The sequence below is a fragment of the Pseudomonas sp. TYF_14 genome (assembly GCF_043105275.1).
Taxonomy (GTDB): Bacteria; Pseudomonadota; Gammaproteobacteria; order Pseudomonadales; family Pseudomonadaceae; genus Aquipseudomonas; species Aquipseudomonas alloputida.
Genome location: NZ_JBICLK010000054.1, coordinates 172,201 through 191,687 on the forward strand (window position 1 = coordinate 172,201; position 19,487 = coordinate 191,687).

Annotated in this window: 16 protein-coding genes; 9 read left to right on the forward strand and 7 right to left on the reverse strand. The window is 60.5% G+C overall.

Going from position 1 to position 19,487, the window contains the following annotated elements:
* The first annotated feature begins 35 nt into the window (after positions 1–35).
* The 3 genes from dnaN to gyrB are packed head-to-tail and all read left to right on the forward strand — an operon-like array spanning position 36 to position 4,683.
* On the forward strand, positions 36–1,139 hold the full coding sequence (dnaN, locus tag ACF8O8_RS14470; RefSeq protein WP_003253156.1) for a DNA polymerase III subunit beta: 1,104 nt from the start codon (positions 36–38) through the stop codon (positions 1,137–1,139).
* 15 nt (positions 1,140–1,154) lie between these two features.
* Positions 1,155–2,258 (forward strand): DNA replication/repair protein RecF, encoded by a 1,104-nt coding sequence (gene recF, locus ACF8O8_RS14475; protein ID WP_003253154.1) that lies wholly within the window; start codon positions 1,155–1,157, stop codon positions 2,256–2,258.
* 4 nt (positions 2,259–2,262) lie between these two features.
* The gene (gene gyrB / locus ACF8O8_RS14480) at positions 2,263–4,683 is read left to right on the forward strand and encodes a DNA topoisomerase (ATP-hydrolyzing) subunit B (RefSeq protein ID WP_003253152.1); all 2,421 of its coding nucleotides are present in this window, start codon (positions 2,263–2,265) and stop codon (positions 4,681–4,683) included.
* A gap of 64 nt (positions 4,684–4,747) precedes the next feature.
* On the opposite strand, the gene ACF8O8_RS14485 is transcribed toward gyrB, so the two are convergent.
* Positions 4,748–5,155: an RcnB family protein gene (locus ACF8O8_RS14485; protein WP_010951459.1), complete on the reverse strand. Its 408-nt coding sequence runs from the start codon at positions 5,153–5,155 to the stop codon at positions 4,748–4,750.
* 131 nt (positions 5,156–5,286) lie between these two features.
* Positions 5,287–6,579 carry a sigma-54-dependent Fis family transcriptional regulator gene (locus ACF8O8_RS14490; RefSeq protein ID WP_003253147.1) on the reverse strand — a complete coding sequence of 431 codons (1,293 nt, stop codon included), beginning with the start codon at positions 6,577–6,579 and terminating at the stop codon, positions 5,287–5,289.
* A 222-nt stretch (positions 6,580–6,801) separates the two neighbouring features.
* On the opposite strand from ACF8O8_RS14490, the gene ACF8O8_RS14495 reads away from it, so the two are divergent.
* The 3 genes from ACF8O8_RS14495 to ACF8O8_RS14505 are packed head-to-tail and all read left to right on the forward strand — an operon-like array spanning position 6,802 to position 9,810.
* A complete protein-coding gene (locus ACF8O8_RS14495) occupies positions 6,802–7,686 on the forward strand; it encodes an MBL fold metallo-hydrolase (RefSeq protein ID WP_010951461.1) in 885 nt (294 codons plus the stop codon).
* A gap of 40 nt (positions 7,687–7,726) precedes the next feature.
* The gene (locus ACF8O8_RS14500; RefSeq protein WP_392509887.1) at positions 7,727–8,995 is read left to right on the forward strand and encodes an FAD/NAD(P)-binding oxidoreductase; all 1,269 of its coding nucleotides are present in this window, start codon (positions 7,727–7,729) and stop codon (positions 8,993–8,995) included.
* Complete coding sequence (locus tag ACF8O8_RS14505) at positions 8,992–9,810, forward strand: sulfite exporter TauE/SafE family protein (RefSeq protein WP_049588437.1); 819 nt, start codon at positions 8,992–8,994, stop codon at positions 9,808–9,810. The genes ACF8O8_RS14500 and ACF8O8_RS14505 overlap by 4 nt, the downstream gene beginning before the upstream one ends.
* Here ACF8O8_RS14505 and ACF8O8_RS14510 read toward each other — a convergent pair.
* A complete protein-coding gene (locus tag ACF8O8_RS14510) occupies positions 9,799–10,686 on the reverse strand; it encodes a LysR family transcriptional regulator (protein WP_392509888.1) in 888 nt (295 codons plus the stop codon). The genes ACF8O8_RS14505 and ACF8O8_RS14510 overlap by 12 nt on opposite strands.
* A gap of 239 nt (positions 10,687–10,925) precedes the next feature.
* Here ACF8O8_RS14510 and ACF8O8_RS14515 point away from each other — a divergent pair, with 239 nt between their 5' ends.
* On the forward strand, positions 10,926–12,572 hold the full coding sequence (locus ACF8O8_RS14515) for a GMC family oxidoreductase (RefSeq protein WP_392509889.1): 1,647 nt from the start codon (positions 10,926–10,928) through the stop codon (positions 12,570–12,572).
* A gap of 97 nt (positions 12,573–12,669) precedes the next feature.
* Complete coding sequence (locus ACF8O8_RS14520; protein ID WP_010951466.1) at positions 12,670–14,289, forward strand: MFS transporter; 1,620 nt, start codon at positions 12,670–12,672, stop codon at positions 14,287–14,289.
* Between the two features lie 174 nt (positions 14,290–14,463).
* Here ACF8O8_RS14520 and ACF8O8_RS14525 read toward each other — a convergent pair whose 3' ends face one another.
* From ACF8O8_RS14525 to glyQ, 4 genes are read right to left on the reverse strand one after another with little or no spacing between them, the layout of a single operon-like run.
* Positions 14,464–15,249 carry a 1-acyl-sn-glycerol-3-phosphate acyltransferase gene (locus tag ACF8O8_RS14525; protein ID WP_010951467.1) on the reverse strand — a complete coding sequence of 262 codons (786 nt, stop codon included), beginning with the start codon at positions 15,247–15,249 and terminating at the stop codon, positions 14,464–14,466.
* A gap of 46 nt (positions 15,250–15,295) precedes the next feature.
* Positions 15,296–15,823, reverse strand: a complete 528-nt coding sequence (gene gmhB, locus ACF8O8_RS14530) for a D-glycero-beta-D-manno-heptose 1,7-bisphosphate 7-phosphatase (protein WP_003253129.1) — start codon at positions 15,821–15,823, stop codon at positions 15,296–15,298.
* A gap of 3 nt (positions 15,824–15,826) precedes the next feature.
* A complete protein-coding gene (gene glyS / locus ACF8O8_RS14535; RefSeq protein ID WP_392509890.1) occupies positions 15,827–17,881 on the reverse strand; it encodes a glycine--tRNA ligase subunit beta in 2,055 nt (684 codons plus the stop codon).
* Positions 17,878–18,825 carry a glycine--tRNA ligase subunit alpha gene (gene glyQ / locus ACF8O8_RS14540; protein ID WP_003253126.1) on the reverse strand — a complete coding sequence of 316 codons (948 nt, stop codon included), beginning with the start codon at positions 18,823–18,825 and terminating at the stop codon, positions 17,878–17,880. The genes glyS and glyQ overlap by 4 nt, the downstream gene beginning before the upstream one ends.
* 83 nt (positions 18,826–18,908) lie before the next feature.
* On the opposite strand from glyQ, the gene ACF8O8_RS14545 reads away from it, so the two are divergent.
* Positions 18,909–19,460 carry a DNA-3-methyladenine glycosylase I gene (locus ACF8O8_RS14545; RefSeq protein ID WP_392509891.1) on the forward strand — a complete coding sequence of 184 codons (552 nt, stop codon included), beginning with the start codon at positions 18,909–18,911 and terminating at the stop codon, positions 19,458–19,460.
* The last annotated feature ends 27 nt before the right edge of the window (positions 19,461–19,487 follow it).

Below are 19,487 nucleotides of genomic sequence, written 5' to 3' on the forward strand. Positions count from 1 at the left end.
GTCTGCGCAGCTAATTGAAGGCAAGGGACTAGACCATGCATTTCACCATTCAACGCGAAGCCCTGTTGAAACCCCTGCAACTGGTCGCCGGTGTCGTCGAGCGCCGTCAGACCTTGCCGGTCCTGTCCAACGTATTGCTGGTCGTACAAGGCCAGCAACTGTCGTTGACCGGTACCGACCTGGAAGTCGAGCTGGTAGGCCGCGTGCAACTGGAAGAGCCGGCCGAGCCTGGCGAGATCACTGTTCCTGCGCGCAAGCTGATGGACATCTGCAAAAGCCTGCCTAACGACGCCCTGATCGATATCAAGGTCGATGAGCAGAAATTGTTGGTAAAGGCCGGCCGCAGCCGCTTCACCCTGTCGACCCTGCCTGCCAATGACTTCCCGACTGTGGAAGAAGGCCCGGGTTCGCTGACCTGCAACCTGGAGCAGAGCAAGCTGCGCCGCCTGATCGAGCGAACCAGCTTCGCCATGGCCCAGCAGGATGTGCGCTATTACCTCAACGGCATGCTGCTTGAGGTTTCCCGCAACACGTTGCGCGCTGTATCCACCGACGGTCACCGCCTGGCGCTTTGCTCGATGAGCGCGCCGATCGAGCAGGAGGATCGACACCAGGTCATCGTGCCGCGTAAAGGTATCCTGGAGTTGGCGCGCCTGCTGACCGATCCTGAAGGTATGGTCAGCATCGTGCTGGGCCAGCATCACATCCGCGCCACTACTGGTGAGTTCACCTTTACCTCCAAGCTGGTGGACGGCAAATTCCCGGACTACGAGCGCGTACTGCCCAAAGGCGGTGACAAGCTGGTCGTCGGAGACCGCCAGGCGCTGCGTGAAGCCTTCAGCCGTACAGCGATTCTTTCCAACGAAAAGTACCGCGGTATTCGCCTGCAGCTGGCAGCCGGTCAACTGAAGATCCAGGCTAACAACCCCGAGCAGGAAGAAGCCGAAGAAGAAATCAGCGTGGACTACGAAGGTAGCTCGCTGGAGATTGGTTTCAACGTCAGCTACTTGCTGGACGTGCTGGGCGTGATGACTACTGAGCAAGTTCGTCTGATCTTGTCCGATTCAAACAGCAGTGCGCTGCTGCAGGAAGCTGGCAATGACGATTCTTCCTACGTTGTCATGCCGATGCGCCTGTAACCTGTAGCAGGCGAAATGTCCCTTCGACGTATCATGGTCACCGCGGTGCGCAACTTGCACCCGGTGACACTCTTACCCTCCCCCCGCATCAACATCCTTTACGGCGCCAACGGCAGCGGCAAGACCAGCGTGCTTGAAGCCGTGCATTTGCTCGGGCTGGCCCGTTCATTTCGCAGCACCCGCCTGAATCCGGTTATTCAGTACGAACAGGCTGCCTGTACTGTGTTCGGCGAGGTTCAGCTGACGGAGGGTGGTACGAGTAACCTGGGTGTGTCCCGTGAGCGACAAGGGGAGTTTACTATCCGCATCGATGGGCAAAATGCGCGCAGCGCCGCGCAATTGGCTGAGTTACTGCCGCTTCAGCTCATCAACCCAGACAGTTTCCGGCTGCTGGAAGGTGCCCCCAAAATACGCCGCCAGTTTCTGGACTGGGGGGTGTTCCACGTGGAACCTCGTTTTCTGCCAGCCTGGCAACGCCTTCAGAAGGCGCTGCGGCAGCGGAACTCATGGTTGCGTCATGGTACACTTGACCCAGCTTCGCAAGCCGCCTGGGACCGGGAATTGTGCCTGGCTAGCGCGGAAATAGATGAATACCGTCGCAACTACATCAAGGCCTTGAAGCCCGTCTTCGAGCGAACCCTGAGCGAACTGGTCGAGCTGGACGGGTTGACCCTGAGCTACTACCGAGGCTGGGACAAGGACCGGGAACTGCAAGAAGTGCTCGCCTCCTCCCTCCTTCGCGATCAGCAGATGGGCCATACCCAAGCCGGTCCGCAGCGTGCTGATCTGCGTTTGCGGTTGGCTGGCAACAACGCAGCCGACATCCTGTCGCGTGGTCAGCAAAAGTTGGTGGTATGCGCATTGCGCATTGCCCAAGGCCACCTCGTTAGTCAGGCTCGCCGCGGTCACTGTATTTATCTCGTGGATGACTTGCCGTCCGAACTGGATGACCAGCATCGCCGCGCACTGTGCCGCTTGCTTGAAGAATTACGCTGCCAGGTGTTCATCACCTGTGTAGATCACGAATTACTGAGGGAAGGCTGGCAGACGGAAACGCCAGTTGCTTTGTTCCACGTGGAACAAGGCCGTATCACCCAGACCCACGACCATCGGGAGTGAAGGCATGAGCGAAAATCAAACGTACGACTCCTCCAGCATCAAGGTGCTGAAAGGTTTGGATGCCGTACGCAAGCGTCCCGGCATGTACATTGGCGACACCGATGATGGTAGTGGCCTGCACCACATGGTCTTCGAGGTGGTCGACAACTCGATCGACGAAGCCCTCGCCGGTCACTGCGATGACATTACCGTCATCATCCACCCGGACGAATCTATCAGTGTGCGCGACAACGGTCGCGGCATTCCGGTCGATGTGCATAAGGAAGAAGGCGTTTCCGCAGCCGAGGTCATCATGACTGTGCTGCACGCCGGCGGTAAGTTTGACGACAACTCCTACAAAGTATCCGGCGGTCTGCACGGTGTAGGTGTGTCGGTTGTGAACGCCCTGTCCGAGAAGCTGGTTTTGACTGTTCGCCGTAGCGGCAAGATCTGGGAACAGACTTACGTTCACGGTGTTCCACAAGCGCCCATGGCGGTTGTCGGTGACAGTGAAACCACGGGTACCCACATCCACTTCAAGCCATCGGCTGAAACCTTCAAGAACATTCACTTCAGCTGGGACATCCTGGCCAAGCGCATCCGCGAGCTGTCGTTCCTCAACTCGGGCGTTGGCATTCTGCTGAAGGATGAGCGCAGCGGTAAGGAAGAGTTCTTCAAGTACGAAGGCGGTCTGCGTGCGTTCGTCGAGTACTTGAACACCAACAAGACGCCGGTCAACTCCCAGGTGTTCCACTTCAACGTTCAGCGTGACGATGGCGTGGGTGTTGAAGTCGCCCTGCAATGGAACGACAGCTTCAACGAAAACCTGCTGTGCTTTACCAACAATATTCCGCAGCGTGATGGCGGTACCCACCTGGTGGGTTTCCGTTCCTCGCTGACCCGTAGCCTTAACAGCTACATCGAGCAGGAAGGCCTGGCCAAGAAGAACAAGGTGGCAACCACTGGCGACGACGCCCGTGAAGGCCTGACCGCGATCATCTCGGTGAAGGTACCGGACCCGAAGTTCAGCTCGCAGACCAAGGACAAGCTGGTCTCCTCGGAGGTTAAAACCGCCGTGGAACAGGAGATGAACAAGTACTTCGCCGATTTCCTCCTGGAAAACCCGAACGAGGCGAAGGCCGTCGTTGGCAAGATGATCGACGCCGCTCGCGCCCGTGAAGCCGCCCGTAAAGCCCGTGAGATGACCCGCCGTAAAGGTGCGCTGGATATCGCGGGTCTGCCGGGCAAGCTGGCCGACTGCCAAGAGAAGGATCCTGCTCTCTCCGAACTGTACCTGGTGGAGGGTGACTCCGCGGGTGGCTCGGCCAAGCAAGGCCGCAACCGTCGTACCCAGGCGATCTTGCCGCTGAAGGGTAAAATCCTCAACGTCGAGAAAGCGCGCTTCGACAAGATGATTTCGTCCCAGGAAGTGGGCACGCTGATCACTGCGCTGGGCTGTGGCATCGGCCGCGAAGAGTACAACATCGACAAACTGCGTTATCACAACATCATCATCATGACCGATGCTGACGTTGACGGTTCGCACATCCGTACGCTGCTGCTGACCTTCTTCTTCCGTCAGCTGCCGGAGCTGGTCGAGCGTGGCTACATCTATATTGCCCAGCCGCCGCTGTACAAGGTGAAACGAGGCAAGCAGGAGCAGTACATCAAGGACGATGAGGCCATGGAAGAGTACATGACCCAGTCGGCTCTGGAAGATGCCAGCCTGCACCTGGACGAATCGGCGCCAGCAGTTTCCGGCGTGCAGCTGGAAGCGCTGGTGAATGAGTTCCGTAGTGTCATGAAGACTCTCAAGCGCCTGTCGCGCTTGTACCCGGAAGAGCTGACCGAGCACTTCGTCTACCTGCCTGAGGTGACCCTGGAGCAGTTGGGTGACCACGCAGTGATGCAGGCCTGGCTGGCCCAGTTCCAGGCGCGTCTGAACTCCAGCCAGAAGTCTGGCCTGGCTTACAACGCCAGCCTGCGTGAAGACAAAGAGCGCAACGTATGGCTGCCTGAAGTGGAAATTACCTCTCACGGTCTGGCCAGCTACATCACCTTCAACCGCGATTTCTTCGGCAGCAATGACTACCGTACCGTAGTCAACATTGGTGCCAAGCTTTCGAGCCTGTTGGGTGAAGGTGCGTACGTGCAGCGCGGTGAACGCCGCAAGGCAATCGTCGAGTTCAAAGAGGGCCTGGATTGGCTGATGAACGAGACCACCAAGCGCCATACGATTCAGCGATACAAAGGGCTGGGTGAGATGAACCCGGATCAACTGTGGGAAACCACCATGGACCCGACCGTTCGCCGTATGCTCAAGGTCACGATCGAAGATGCTATCGCCGCTGACCAGATCTTCAACACCCTGATGGGTGATGCGGTCGAGCCGCGTCGTGACTTCATCGAAAGTAACGCGCTGTCGGTGTCGAACCTGGACTTCTGATCAGGTGTAATTCGCCAGACACTAAAAAGCCCGCTGCTGCGGGCTTTTTAGTGCCTGCAAACAATCAGTAGCCGGTGAGAATGTTCACGATCACACCGCTGGCAATGGCCACCAGAACATAGTCGCCATTCACATACAGCCAACGATGATCACGAGGTGGCGCATACAGGTGGCGCGCTTTCCAGTCAGTTACCCAGTAACGGTCCCCACGGTAATGAGGATCAACGGCATGACCACGCTGCCACTGCTTATGAGGTATCGGCATGCCTTGTTGTGGGCGGAAGTTTGGATCACGGTAAGCAGGTCCGCGGCCATTGTCATGTCGGCCCTGGTGCTGTGGTTGACCATGTGGCGGGTTGCCTTGGTGCGATGGGCCGCCATCATGCCGATCAGGCGGGCCCGGTTGCGCGAAGCTTGCCAGCGGTGTGCTGAGCATGAGCGCGGCGCAGATCACGGTTAGGGCTTTCTTCATTTTGATGCGGTCCTCTGCCTGTTAATCGCCTGGCAAGTATTGATTGCCAGGTTCGGTTAACTGATCAGACCACGATTTTTCCCTTTCAATGTCAGGGCGCAGGTAAAGGTCCGGTAAAGTCTGGCGTTCTTTCAGTTCAGCCCGAGCGCTTTCAAGCGGCGATACAGCGTGCGTTCACTCATGCCAAGATGACTGGCCAGTTCACTGCGCGAGCCTTTGAACTGCTCCAGCGCCTGCGCCAGCTCACCCAAGTCATTGCGACGGCCGCTTCCTTTAGCCGCGCCAGTCAGCCCGGTGTCTTCCGGTAAATGCTCTGGCCTGATCACACCGTCATCGGCAAACAAACGCGCGCGTTCCAGAATGTTGCGCAGCTCGCGGATATTGCCCGGAAACGGATGCAATGCAAGTTGCTGCAAGGCATCTTCACTCAGCCTGGGCGTCGGCTGGCCGGCCATGCGCTGCAGCAGGCTCTGTGCGAGTAGCGGCAAATCTTCCACCCGTTCGCGCAATGCAGGCAGACGAATCGGGAAGCCGCTGATGCGGTAATACAGGTCTTCACGGAAGGAGCCATCCGCGACCATTTGTTTAAGTGGTTTATGGGTGGCCGATATCAGGCGGAAATCCGAATGGACAGTGCGCAGGCTACCCACAGGACGGAAACTGCCGGACTCTATCAGGCGCAGCAGCTTCACCTGCATCGCCAGCGGCACTTCACCGATTTCGTCGAGGAACAGGGTGCCGCCATGGGCTGCCTCGGCCAAGCCGATCTTGCGCTGATTCGCCCCGGTGAACGCACCCTTCTCATAGCCGAACAGTTCACTCTCGAACAACGACTCGGTCAGGCCGGTGCAGTCGACCACCACCAGTGGGCCGTTGGCCCTGGGGCTGCCCATGTGCACTGCACGGGCGAACAGCTCCTTGCCGGTCCCCGACTCCCCCTGCAGCAACACCGGGATCTGCGCCGGTGCCGCACGCTGCAGGCTGGCCAGCGCGGCCTTGAAGGTTGGCGCGCGGCCGACCAACCCTTGCTCCTGAGGCTGCGCCGAGGCGAGGGTGATGGTGGTGAGGCGTTCGACAAAGGCCACTACCTTGCCCTGCTCATCCAGGATCGGCCGCAACTCCACATCCACATGCTCCGGGCCGCGTGGTGTGTGATGAATGTGCAATACCCGCTCCGGTACCTTGCTGTCCCACGCCTTGCGCATCGGGCAATGTTCGCCAGCCTGGTCGCACGGCACCGCGTAGTGGTGCGAAACCCTGTGGCACTTCTCGCCCAGTGGGGCCTGATCATGCCGGCCAAACTGACGGCGATAGGCCGCATTGGCGGCGAGGATGTTGTAGTCGGTGTCCAACACGATGGTCGGGAGGGCATCGTGCTCGAGGTAGGAAACCAGAGCTAGGATGAGAGGATGGGCTTCAGGCATGTCGGCACCGTATGGATGACCGACGCAGGGTAACAAGGACTGCCAAACACTGCCATTGGCTGTCAGTCGACTGCCACCTGGGCTGCCAGTTTTGCCCGCAGCTGTCTGCAACTGGCCGGTTTTACTGGCCAGTGAGTGGCAAAAAGCCTGGCATGCATCTTGATAAAGCTCCTGTCACTGCCTACGCCTGTACAAGGCGGGGCGGATAAATTGGAGAACGTGATGATCATCGGCAACAACCTTCACGTGGACGCCTTCTACGACGAGGCGACCTCGACCATCAGCTACCTGGTCATGGACCGTGAAACCCGACAATGCGCATTGATCGACAGCGTGCTGGATTATGACCCCAAGTCCGGGCGCACCTGCAGCGCTTCGGCTGATCGCCTGATCGAGCGTGTGAACGAGCTGAATGCCAGTGTGCGGTGGGTGCTGGAAACTCATGTACACGCCGACCACCTTTCAGCCGCTGCCTATTTGAAGGAAAAGCTGGGCGGCCATACCGCAATTGGCGCGCACATTACCCAGGTGCAGAAAGTGTTTGGCGCCTTGTTCAACGCAGAGCCCGGCTTCGCCCGTGATGGCAGCCAGTTCGATGTGCTGCTCGAAGACGAGGAAGGTTTCCGGATTGGCAACCTGCAGGCCCGTGCGTTGCACACGCCTGGGCACACACCCGCGTGCATGAGTTTCATGATCGAAGATGCCGGCGAGATCGCGGTGTTCGTTGGAGACACCTTGTTCATGCCCGACTATGGCACCGCCCGCTGCGACTTCCCCGGGGCCGATGCCCGCACCTTGTACCGCTCAATCCGTCGCCTGCTGGCTTTCCCCGATCAGACGCGGTTGTTCATGTGCCACGACTACCTGCCAGGTGGCCGCGACATGCAGTACGTCACAACTGTCGCCGAGCAGCGCGCCCACAACATTCACATCCATCAGGGTATCGATGAGGACAGCTTCGTTGCTATGCGCGAAGCGCGCGACAAGACGCTCGAAATGCCTGTGCTGATCCTGCCTTCAGTGCAGGTGAACATGCGTAGCGGCCAACTGCCCCCACCGGAGGCGAACGGTGTGAGCTATCTGAAGATCCCGCTGAACAAGCTGTAAGCGCCCTGCCCCCATAATCAGATTTCCAGGATTTACCGCCATGCCTGCCTTGTTGTCCCCTGCCAATACCGACCACCACAAGGTGGTCATCGTCGGTGCCGGTGCCGCCGGAATCGCCACTGCTTCCAGCCTGATCAGCCGCGACCCATCGTTGGACGTCGCCTTGATCGACCCTGCCGAAGTGCACTACTACCAACCCGGCTGGACCATGGTCGGTGCCGGTGTGTTCAAGGCACCAAGCACTGCCCGCACCATGGCGTCGACCATTCCTCGCGGTGTGCGCTGGGTCAAGGCGTGGGTAAAGGGATTCGACCCATTGGCCCAGTTGGTCATCCTCGATGATGGTCGCGCCATCAGCTATGAACAGCTGATCGTCTGCCCCGGCCTCAAGCTGGACTGGGCGGCCATTGATGGGCTCAGCGAGACCCTGGGCCGCAACGGTGTCACCTCCAACTATCGCTACGACCTGGCACCCTATACCTGGGAGCTGGTGCAAAAGCTCAAGCAAGGACGCGCGTTGTTCAGCCAGCCGCCCATGCCGATCAAGTGCGCCGGTGCACCACAGAAGGCGCTGTATCTGTCTTGCGACCACTGGCTGCGCCATGGCCATTTGGGGGCGGTGAAAGCCAGCTTCTACAATGCGGGTGCCGTACTGTTCGGTGTCGCCGACTATGTGCCCGCGCTGATGAAGTACATCGAGAAATACGCCGTCGACCTCAACTTCTCCCACAGGTTGGTAGCAGTAGACGGCCCGGGAAAGCGCGCTACATTCTTGCGTACCCTGCCCGACGGCAGCAGCGAAACGCGCATCGAGGCCTTCGACATGCTGCACGTGGTACCGCCACAGATGGCGCCAGACTTCATTCGCGAAAGCCCCTTGGCTGATAGCGCCGGCTGGGTTGACGTCGATCCGCATACCCTGCGCCATCGCAAATACACCAACGTTCATGCCCTGGGTGACGTGGCTAACACCAGCAATGCCAAGACCGCCGCTGCGGCCCGCAAGCAGGCACCGGTGGTCGCCAATAATGTGCTGGTGGCGCTGGGCAGGCTGGCGACCTTGGCCCAGTACGACGGCTATGGCTCGTGCCCGCTTACCGTCGAGCGCGGCAAGATCGTCCTGGCCGAGTTCACCTATGGCGGCAAGCTGGCCCCGAGCTTCCCCAACTGGTTACTGGATGGCCGCAAGCCGACCCGTCTGGCCTGGCTGCTCAAGGCACAGGCGCTGCCACCGCTGTACTGGCAAGGCATGCTCAAGGGGCGCGAGTGGTTGGCACGCCCGCAGCTGGTAGCCGAGGGTGGGCAGTGATCGAGCATCAACTGTTAGGGGCGGGTCTGGGCGCAATCATCGGCGCGGTGCTGGCGCTGACCGGCGCAGGCGGTGGCATTCTCGCAGTACCCTTGCTGGTGTTCGGCCTGGGGCTATCGATGGTCGAAGCGGCACCGGTGGGCCTGTTGGCTGTAGGTTTGGCATCAGCGGTTGGTGCGGTGCTGGGCTTGCGCCAAGGGCTGGTGCGTTATCGGGCTGCGCTGTTCATCGCGTTGGTTGGTGTTGCAGCAGCGCCGTTCGGGCTGATGCTGGCGCACCGCCTGCCGAATGCACCGTTGCAGGTGGTATTCGCCGGCGTGCTGGTTTATGCCTGCCTGCGCATCTGGCGCAAGGCGGCCAAAGAACTGTGTGGCGAAGCCAATGGCGCTCATCGCTTTATCGAGCCGTGTGTGCTGAACCCGCTGCAGGGTCGTTTGCGCTGGACCCTGCCCTGCGCGCGCGCACTGGCATTCACGGGTGCCTTGTCCGGGTTGTTGTCCGGCTTGCTGGGCGTGGGTGGGGGGTTCGTCATCATCCCTGCCCTGAACCGCTACACCAACCTGCGCATGGCCAGCATCGTCTCCACCTCGCTGGCGGTGATTGCCCTGGTCTCTACCGGCAGTGTGGTCAGCGCCAGCCTTGCGGGCGTCATGCACTGGCAGGTTGGCGCCCCGTTTGCCGTCGGCGCAGTGCTCGGTCTGCTGCTGGCGCGGCCTTTGGCAGCCAGGTTGGCCGGGCCGCGTCTGCAGCAGATGTTTGCCGTGGCAGGTTGGGCCGCTGCCCTGTTGTTGGCCGGCAAGGCTCTACTCGGCTAGCAACTCGCTTTGTTCGGCCGCGCACAACGCCAGCAGGTAGTCCCACACCACCCGCAGGCGCACAGACTTGTGCAGCTCGCGGCGGGTGCAGATCCAGTAGCTGCGCTGGATGGTTTCTCCCGGCAGCACGCGCACCAGTGTCGGGTCGTGGCGGGCCATGTAGTTGGGCAGCACGGCGATGCCCAGCCCGGCGCGGGCGGCGGCTTGCTGGGCGATCACGCTGGTGCTTCGAAACACCACGTTGGGTACTCGGCAGAAACTGTTGAGAAACAGCAGTTCCTGGCTGAACAGCAAATCGTCAACGTAGCCGATCCAGCTGTGCCGGGCCAGGTCTTCGCGGTGGCGCAGTGGCGGCGCGCGGTCCAGGTAGGCCTGGCTGGCGTATAGCGCCAGGCGGTAGTCGGTGAGTTTGCGGGTGATCAGCAGATCGGCGTTGGGCCGCTCCAGATGGATGCTGATTTCTGCCTCGCGGTTGAGGATGCTGACGAAGCGCGGCACCGCTACCAATTCCACCTCCAGGCCGGGGTAGCGCTCGAACAACGCGTTCATGCGTGGGGTGAAGAACATGATGCCGATGCCTTCGGTTACCCCCAGGCGAATCTTGCCCAGCGGGGTGATGGACTGGGTGATTTCCTCCTGTGCCAGCAAGGCGACGTTCTCCATGGCTTCGGCATGCTTGAGCAGGGCTTGGCCCGAGGGGGTCAGCTCGTAGCCCTGGGCATGCTGCACGAACAGCGCGGTCCCCAGGCTCTGCTCGATGCTCTCGATATGCCGGGCCACGGTGCTGTGGGTAGTGTTCAGGCGCTTGGCGGCGGTCAGCAGGCGGCCGCTGCGCTGCAACTCGAGGAAAAACCGCAGATCATTCCAGTCGAACATGCTTGTCCTTTTTGGCAGTTCGTTCCGGCCTATTCGCGGGCATGTCCGCTCCCACAGGTGCGGTGAACACCCTGAAGGTAACGGGATCCCTGAGATGCGGGCGAGCCCGCGAAGAGGTCGGTACAGGCTTGCCACTGTGCTAAAACGCACAGCGGCTGCGCGAAATTTCGTGTTTCATCCACGAAATTACTCACTAAGATGGATCGGGACAAGAATAAAAAACAGGCGCGAGGTTGCACATGCCATCAGCCGATTCTGTCTTCGACTACGTGGTCGTAGGGGCCGGTCCTGCCGGATGCCTGCTGGCCAATCGTTTGTCCGCCGACCCTTCCTGCCGCGTGCTGCTGCTGGAGGCGGGTGGCCGTGACAATTATCCCTGGATCCACATCCCCGTCGGTTACCTCTACTGCATCGGCAATCCGCGCACAGACTGGTGCTTCAAGACCGAGGCACAGCCTGGGCTCGGCGGTCGCGCTTTGGGTTATCCAAGGGGCAAGGTGCTAGGTGGCTGTTCGTCGATCAACGGCATGATCTACATGCGAGGCCAAGCCGCGGACTATGACCATTGGGCCGCGCAAGGCAACGACGGCTGGGCGTGGAAAGATGTGTTACCCCTGTTCAAGGCCAGCGAAAACCACTTTGCCGGCGCCAGCGAGCACCATGGCGCGGACGGCGAATGGCGGGTCGAGCGCCAACGCTACAGCTGGCCGATCCTTGATGCTTTCCGTGATGCCGCCGAGCAGAGTGGTATTGGCAAGGTCGACGAGTTCAACACCGGCGACAACCAAGGTTGTGGATATTTTCAGGTCAACCAGCGCAGCGGGGTGCGCTGGAACGCTTCCAAAGCTTTCCTGCGGCCGATCAAGGATCGCGCCAACCTCACTGTGCTGACCGGCGTGCAGGTTGACCAGGTACTGCTCGACAACACCCGCGCAAGGGCGGTGAAGGCGCTCTGGCAAGGGGCCTGGCATGAGTTTGCGGCGCGCCGCGAGATCATCCTCTGTGCTGGGGCGGTAGGTTCACCGGGCATTCTCCAGCGCTCCGGCATTGGCCCGCGTCAGTTGCTGGAAAGGTTGGGTATTGGTGTTCGACACGATATGCCAGGCGTTGGTGGCAACTTGCAGGACCACCTCCAACTGCGCCTGATCTACCAGATCCGCAACAGCCGTACCTTGAACCAGATGGCCAACAGCCTGTGGGGCAAGATGGGCATGGGCCTGCGTTACCTCTACGACCGTAGCGGGCCGCTGGCCATGGCGCCGAGCCAGTTAGGCGCGTTCGTGCGTTCAAGCCCCGAACAGGCCACCGCCAACCTTCAGTATCACGTGCAGCCGCTGTCACTGGAACGCTTCGGTGAGCCGTTGCATCAGTTCCCGGCCTTTACTGCCTCGGTGTGCAACCTGCGCCCGGCCAGCCGCGGGCGCATCGACATCTGCAGCACCGACATGAACAGCACGCCGCGGATCGACCCCAATTACCTCAGTGCTCCGCAGGACTTGCGGGTTGCTGCCGATGCCATTCGCCTTACCCGGCGCATCGTCCAGGCCCCTGCCCTCGCCGCTTTCGAGCCCAAGGAATATTTGCCGGGCCCGGCGCTGCAAAGCGAGGAAGACCTGTTCGAGGCCGCTGGCAAGATCGGCACCACCATCTTCCACCCGGTCGGTACCTGTCGCATGGGCAACGGTGCCATGGACGTTGTGGATAACCAGTTGCGCGTGCATGGCATCCCCGGTCTTCGCGTGGCTGATGCTTCGATCATGCCGCAGATAACTTCCGGCAATACGTGTTCCCCCACCCTGATGATCGCCGAAAAGGCGGCGCAACTGATCCTCAAAGGAGCTGCTACCCAGACCTACCTGAACCAAGACGCGTTACCGACGCCCTGACCCGGGTGCGTGCAGTACCGGCGGCTTGCGGTCAGAAGTCGCCGACAGTGGAACAACAAGAATAATCACTGTGGCCTAAGGGCCGAGGACAGCAACGATGTCGGATTACATCCAAGAGCAGGGGGCGGCGGCCAGTAGCTCCAGCCGCCGTGAAGAACGCAAGATCATTTTCGCGTCATCCCTCGGGACGGTTTTCGAGTGGTATGACTTTTTTCTCTATGGTGCGCTGGCAGCGGTCATCAGCAAGCAGTTCTTCGCTGGCGTGAACGATACCACCGCTTTCATCTTCGCCCTGATGGCCTTCGCTGCGGGCTTTCTGGTGCGGCCGTTTGGCGCGCTGGTGTTCGGCCGCCTGGGTGACATGATCGGGCGCAAGTACACCTTCCTGGTCACCATCGTGCTGATGGGCCTGTCCACTTTCGCTGTGGGGTTGTTGCCCACCTACGCCAGCATCGGCATCGCCGCACCGATCATCCTGGTGATCCTGCGCATGCTTCAAGGGCTGGCGCTGGGCGGCGAGTATGGCGGTGCAGCCACTTACGTGGCCGAGCATGCGCCGCCTGGCAAGCGTGGCTTGCACACTGGTTTCATCCAGTCCACCGCAACGCTGGGCCTGTTGTTGTCGCTCTTGGTGGTGCTGGGTAGCCGGTATATCAGTGGCGACCAGTTCGAAACCTGGGGCTGGCGCTTGCCGTTCCTGCTGTCGATCGTGCTGCTGGCGATCTCCACCTGGATTCGCATGAGCATGCACGAGTCGCCGGCCTTTGTGAAAATGAAGGCTCAGGGCAAGGTCAGCAAGTCGCCCATCCGTGAGTCATTCACCTCCTGGCCAAACCTGAAAGTGGTGCTTACCGCCCTGTTCAGCATCAACGCGGGGCAGGCTGTGACCTTCTACACGGCGCAGTTCTACGTTCTGTTCTTCATGACCCAGATGCTGAAAATGGACTCGGCTCAGGCCAACACCCTGCTCATCATCAGCGTTGTGATTGGCGCGCCGTTCTTCGTGTTCTTCGGCTGGTTGTCCGACCGTATCGGCCGCAAGCCGATCCTGATGCTCGGCCTGTTGCTGGCCACGGTACTGTACTTCCCACTGTTCAAGGCGCTGAGCCACTACGCCAACCCGCAGATCGACGCTGCCAGCCGTCAGGCGCCGATCGTGGTCACCGCCGACCCGCAAGGCTGCACATTCCAGTTCGACCCAGTGGGCAAGGCTCGTTTTGACAGCCCGTGCGACAAGGTCAAGACCTTCCTGGTCAAGCAGGGCCTGCCGTACAGCTCGGTTAGCGTGGCCGGCAGTGAAGTGGTGGTCAACATCGGTGACAAGACCATCAACGGCTTTGACGAAACCGCCATGCGTGCTGCAATCGAGCAGGCTGGTTACCCGGCCAAGGCCGACCCTGCGCAGGTCAACCAGGTAATGGTGGTGGTACTGATCGTGGCGATGATCCTGATCGCGACCATGACCTATGGCCCGTTGGCGGCGGTGATGGTCGAGCTGTTCCCGACCCGCATCCGCTACACCTCGATGTCGCTGCCCTATCACATTGGTAATGGCTGGTTTGGTGGTTTCCTGCCTACCGTATCGTTTGCGCTGGTGGTCTATACCGGGGATATCTTCTACGGGCTGTGGTACCCGGTGCTGGTGACCGGGATCAGCCTGGTGGTTGGGATCTTCTGTCTGAGAGAAACCAAGGATGTAGATATCGACAAAGTCTGATGTCCACATGCCATAAAAAAACCGGCTGTAAAAGCCGGTTTTCTTATGCCTCAAAAAAACTTATGCACGATTTTCAGAAAAAATTCATACAAAGAAATAACTATAAAATTCATACACTTAGGTATCAATTCAAGCATTTAATCCAAAAACTGCACACAAGTTATCCACAGAAGGTCAAGCCATCTGCTCCTGAGGTTTTTCCGCAGCTGGCGGCAGCGATCCCATGGCCCGCTGGGTCGCTTCGTTCCAAGCTGCAGCGCGGTCGTTGAGTTCGGCAATGGCACGTGGCCCCGTGCCGTTGGCGTACATCGGCTCACCAATTACCACTTCGATTGTACCGGCACGCTTGCCCCAACCGGTCTTGGGCCAGAACTTGCCGGCGTTGTGGGCAATCGGCAGCACCGGCAGCCCGGCATTCACGGCCAGGGCGGTACCGCCGCGCGAGAACTTGCCGATGGTGCCGAACGGTACACGGGTGCCTTCTGGGAAAATCAGCACCCACGTCTTCTGCTTGAGCAGTTCGTCACCCTTGCTCGCTACCTGCCGTAGCGCTTCCTTTGGGTTGTCGCGGTTGATCGCGATGGGCCGCAGCATGGCCATGGCCCAGCCGAAGAACGGTACATACAGCAGCTCGCGCTTGAGCACCTGGCTAAGCGGCGAGAAGTACTGGGACAGGAAGAAGGTTTCCCAGGTGCTCTGGTGATTGGACAAAATCACGCAAGGCTCAGCTGGCACGTTCTCGGCGCCAGTGATCTTGTAGTCGATGCCCAGGATGGTGCGCACCAGAAACAGCGCGCAGCGGCACCAGTACACGTTGATGAACTTGTAGCGCTTGGGGAACGACAGGAACGGCGCGACGAAGAAGCTCAGCGAGCACCACAGCAGCGAACTGGTGCCCAGCAGCAGGTAAAAAAGAAAGATTCTGATCGCCTGCAGGATCGACATAGTGGCTTGTACCATTGCGGGGCATGCCCGCCTGAGAAAAATGCGCCAGAAGGCGCACTGTTTAAATTAGTTCTCTGGCGATAGCTGCCAGATCGTCGAAAATCAGTGTAGTTTCCGGGACGCCTTTTTCCAGGGTCCGCTCGCCCTTGCCGGTTTTCACCAGCACGGGTTGTGCACCGACGGCCAGGGCGGCCTCCAAGTCACCTTTGCTGTCGCCGACGAACCAGACGCCTTCAAGGCCGATCTGGTAATGCTCGGCGATCGCCCGCAGCATGCCGGGCTTGGGCTTGCGGCAATCGCACCCTTCGTCCGGCCCATGCGGGCAATACACGATATGGCCCACCTCACCGCCCTGCTCGGCCACCAGCGCGCGCAGGCGCGCGTGCATGGCCTCAAGGGTTGCCAGCGGGTAGTAGCCACGGGCAATGCCGGACTGGTTGGTGGCCACGGCCACCGTCCAGCCCGCCTTGCTCAACTGCGCGATCGCATCGACCGAACCGGGGATCGGCACCCATTCTTCCAGCGTCTTGATGTACGCATCGGAGTCGTAGTTGATCACCCCGTCACGGTCGAGAATCAGCAGTTTCAAGGCTTACCCCAGCAGCGAAATGTCAGCCACGCCCAGGAACAGGCCGCGCAGACGGCTGAGCAGGGCATAACGGTTGGCACGTACCTTGGCGTCTTCGGCGTTGACCATGACCGCCTCGAAGAAGGCATCGACCGGGTCACGCAGGGCCGCCAGGCGGGCCAGCGATTCGCTGTACTGACGTGCCGCAGCCATCGGTTGCACGGCCTGGTCGGCCTGCTGGATGGCCGAGTACAGGGAGAACTCGTTGGCATTGTCGAAGTACTTCGGCTCGACCTGCTCGGCGATGGCACCTTCGGCCTTGCTCAGCAGGTTCGACACGCGCTTGTTCACCGCGGCCAGGGCCTCGGCTTCCGGCAGTTTGCGGAACGCCTGCACGGCTTGTACGCGCTGGTCGAAGTCCAGGGCGGAGCCTGGCTGCAGTGCGCGTACCGACAGGTACGTGGCCACGTCGATGCCTTCGTCTTCGTAACGCGCGCGCAGGCGGTCGAAAATGAACTCCAGTACTTGATCGGCCAGGCCGGGGGCCTTGACCTTGGCGCCGAACTGCTTGACTGCAAACTCAACCGCACCGGTCAGGTCCAGGTCCAGTTGCTTCTCGATCAGGATACGCAGCACGCCCAGAGCAGCACGGCGCAGGGCGTACGGGTCCTTGCTGCCGGTAGGCAGCATGCCGATGCCAAAGATACCCACCAGGGTGTCGAGCTTGTCGGCGATGGCCACGGCAGCACCGGTGAGGGTCTGCGGCAGCTCGGCGCCTGCACCGCGCGGCATGTACTGCTCGTTCAGGGCCAGGGCTACGTCTTCCGGCTCACCGTCGTTGAGCGCGTAGTAGTAACCGGCAACACCCTGCATTTCAGGGAATTCGCCGACCATCTCGGTGGCCAGGTCGCACTTCGACAGCAGGCCGGCACGGCCAGCGCGCTGGGCGTCGCCGCCGATCAGCGGAGCAATGAAGGCGGCCAGCCTGGAAACACGTTCGGCCTTGTCGTACACGGTGCCGAGCTGAGCCTGGAACACCACGTTCTTGAGGCGCTCGTTGAAGGTTTCCAGTGGTTGCTTCTTGTCCTGCTTGAAGAAGAACTCGGCGTCGGTCAGGCGCGGGCGCACGACTTTTTCGTTGCCTTGCACGATCTGCTTCGGGTCGCGGCTTTCGACGTTGGCCACGGTAATGAAGCGCGGCAGCAGCTTGCCTTCGCTGTCCAGCAGGCAGAAGTACTTCTGGTTGTCCTGCATGGTGGTGATCAGGGCTTCTTGCGGCACCTCGAGGAAACGCTCCTCGAACGAGCACACCAGCGGCACCGGCCACTCGACCAGTGCGGTCACTTCGTCCAGCAGCGCCGGTGGCACGATGGCCGTGCCTTCCTGCTGCATGGCCAGCTCTGCGGTACGCTTGCTGATCAGCTCGCGGCGCTCGGCGAAGTCGGCCAGGACGTAGGCCTTGCGCAGGTCTTCGACGTAGTTGGCCGGGGTGGTGATGAGCACGTTTTCCGGATGGTGGAAGCGGTGGCCACGGGATTCACGCCCGGCCTTCTGCGACAGGATGGTGCAATCGACCACCTGATCGCCCAGCAGCATCACCAGCCATTGGGTCGGGCGCACGAACTCTTCACGGCTGGCCGCCCAGCGCATGCGCTTGGGAATCGGCAGGTCGTTCAGCGAATCTTCGACGATGGTCGGCAGCAGCCCAACGGTAGCCTTGCCCGGGATGTGCTGGGAGAAGCGCAGCTTGGGGCCGCTCTGGTCGATCTCGGCCAGTTCCACACCGCACTTCTTGGCGAAGCCCAGCGCAGCCTGGGTCGGCTCGCCTTCGGCGTTGAAGGCAGCCTGCAGGGGCGGGCCGTCGATGTTGATGCTGCGGTCAGGTTGCTGCACGTCCAGCTGGCGAATCAGCACGGCCAGACGACGCGGCGCGGCGTACACCTGCTTGCCGGTGTAGTTCAGGCCAGCAGCCTGCAGGCCTTTTTCGATACCGGCCAGGAAGGCGTCGCCAAGGCTGGCGAGGGCCTTGGGTGGCAGCTCTTCGGTGCCCAGTTCTACCAGGAAATCTTGAGCACTCATTGTGCAGCCTCCAGCTTAGCCAACACTTCGTCACGCAGTTCAGGGGTGGCCATCGGGAAGCCCAGGCGTGCGCGGGCTTGCAGATAGCTTTGCGCCACGTCCCGGGCCAGGGTACGTACACGCAGGATGTAACGCTGGCGCTCGGTTACCGAGATGGCGCGGCGGGCGTCCAGCAGGTTGAAGGTATGCGATGCCTTCAGGACCATTTCATAGGTCGGCAGCGGCAGCTCCAGCTTGATCAGGCGGTTGGCTTCGCTTTCGTAGAAATCGAACAGTTCGAACAGTTTGTCGACGTTTGCATGTTCAAAGTTGTAGGTCGACTGCTCCACCTCGTTCTGGTGGAACACGTCGCCATAGGTGACCTTGCCGAACGGGCCGTCGGCCCACACCAGGTCGTACACCGAATCGACGCCCTGGATGTACATGGCCAGGCGCTCCAGGCCGTAGGTGATTTCACCGGTGACCGGGTAGCACTCGATGCCGCCAACCTGCTGGAAGTAGGTGAACTGGGTGACTTCCATGCCGTTGAGCCAGATTTCCCAGCCCAGACCCCAGGCGCCGAGGGTCGGCGATTCCCAGTTGTCTTCGACGAAACGAATGTCGTGCACCAGCGGATCCAGGCCGATGGCTTTCAGCGAGCCGAGGTACAGCTCCTGGAAGTTGGCCGGGTTCGGTTTGAGCACCACCTGGAACTGGTAGTAGTGCTGCAGGCGGTTGGGGTTTTCGCCATACCGCCCGTCGGCAGGACGACGGCTAGGCTGCACATAGGCGGCGTTCCAGGTTTCTGGACCCACGGCGCGCAGGAATGTAGCGGTGTGGAAAGTGCCGGCGCCTACTTCCATATCGTAGGGCTGAAGTACCACACAACCTTGAGCTGCCCAGTAGTTCTGCAGGGCGAGGATCAGGTCTTGGAAGGTACGCACGGCTGGCGTAGGCTGGCTCACGAAATTCACCTGTATCTGGGGATGCGGATGTAAAGAGCGGGAGTATAACCTGATTCGCCTCGCCCTCTACTCATTGGAGCCTTATGCCACGCTGCTTTTGGTGTACCGACGATCCGTTGTACCAGGCCTACCACGACCAGGAATGGGGAATGCCACAGCGCGACCCGGCGTTGCTCTTCGAGATGCTTTTGCTCGAAGGGTTCCAGGCGGGGCTTTCGTGGATTACCGTTTTGCGCAAACGCGAGCGTTATCGCCAGGTGATGTACGGCTTCGACCCCGTAAAGCTGGCGGCCATGAGCGACGAACGCATCGAAGAATTGATGCAGGATGCAGGCATCATCCGCAATCGCCTCAAGCTCAAGGCCGCAAGGCGCAACGCCCAGGCCTGGCTGGCTGTGGATAACCCTGCCGAATGGCTGTGGTCGTTCGTCGGCGGCTCACCGAAGATCAACCACTTCAAGCAGCGCAGCGACGTGCCGGCGGTCACCGATGAAGCCAAGGCAATGAGCAAGGCCATGCAGAAAGCTGGCTTCACGTTCGTCGGTCCGACCATCTGCTACGCCTTCATGCAGGCCACCGGCATGGTCATGGACCACACCACCGACTGCGATCGCTACGCCGCCTTGTTGCGCTGAGGGGTTACAATGCGCGCCTTGCTGAAA

Excerpts from the sequence above, each read along its gene's own strand:
- ACF8O8_RS14485 (WP_010951459.1), bottom strand. The coding sequence starts at position 5,155 with ATGAAGAAAGCCCTAACCGTGATCTGCGCCGCGCTCATGCTCAGCACA.
- ACF8O8_RS14500 (WP_392509887.1), top strand. The coding sequence starts at position 7,727 with ATGCCTGCCTTGTTGTCCCCTGCCAATACCGACCACCACAAGGTGGTC.
- ACF8O8_RS14510 (WP_392509888.1), bottom strand. The coding sequence starts at position 10,686 with ATGTTCGACTGGAATGATCTGCGGTTTTTCCTCGAGTTGCAGCGCAGC.
- ACF8O8_RS14520 (WP_010951466.1), top strand. The coding sequence starts at position 12,670 with ATGTCGGATTACATCCAAGAGCAGGGGGCGGCGGCCAGTAGCTCCAGC.
- ACF8O8_RS14495 (WP_010951461.1), top strand. The coding sequence starts at position 6,802 with ATGATCATCGGCAACAACCTTCACGTGGACGCCTTCTACGACGAGGCG.
- dnaN (WP_003253156.1), top strand. The coding sequence starts at position 36 with ATGCATTTCACCATTCAACGCGAAGCCCTGTTGAAACCCCTGCAACTG.
- glyS (WP_392509890.1), bottom strand. The coding sequence starts at position 17,881 with ATGAGTGCTCAAGATTTCCTGGTAGAACTGGGCACCGAAGAGCTGCCA.
- recF (WP_003253154.1), top strand. The coding sequence starts at position 1,155 with ATGTCCCTTCGACGTATCATGGTCACCGCGGTGCGCAACTTGCACCCG.
- ACF8O8_RS14545 (WP_392509891.1), top strand. The coding sequence starts at position 18,909 with ATGCCACGCTGCTTTTGGTGTACCGACGATCCGTTGTACCAGGCCTAC.
- ACF8O8_RS14490 (WP_003253147.1), bottom strand. The coding sequence starts at position 6,579 with ATGCCTGAAGCCCATCCTCTCATCCTAGCTCTGGTTTCCTACCTCGAG.
- gyrB (WP_003253152.1), top strand. The coding sequence starts at position 2,263 with ATGAGCGAAAATCAAACGTACGACTCCTCCAGCATCAAGGTGCTGAAA.
- ACF8O8_RS14525 (WP_010951467.1), bottom strand. The coding sequence starts at position 15,249 with ATGGTACAAGCCACTATGTCGATCCTGCAGGCGATCAGAATCTTTCTT.
- ACF8O8_RS14515 (WP_392509889.1), top strand. The coding sequence starts at position 10,926 with ATGCCATCAGCCGATTCTGTCTTCGACTACGTGGTCGTAGGGGCCGGT.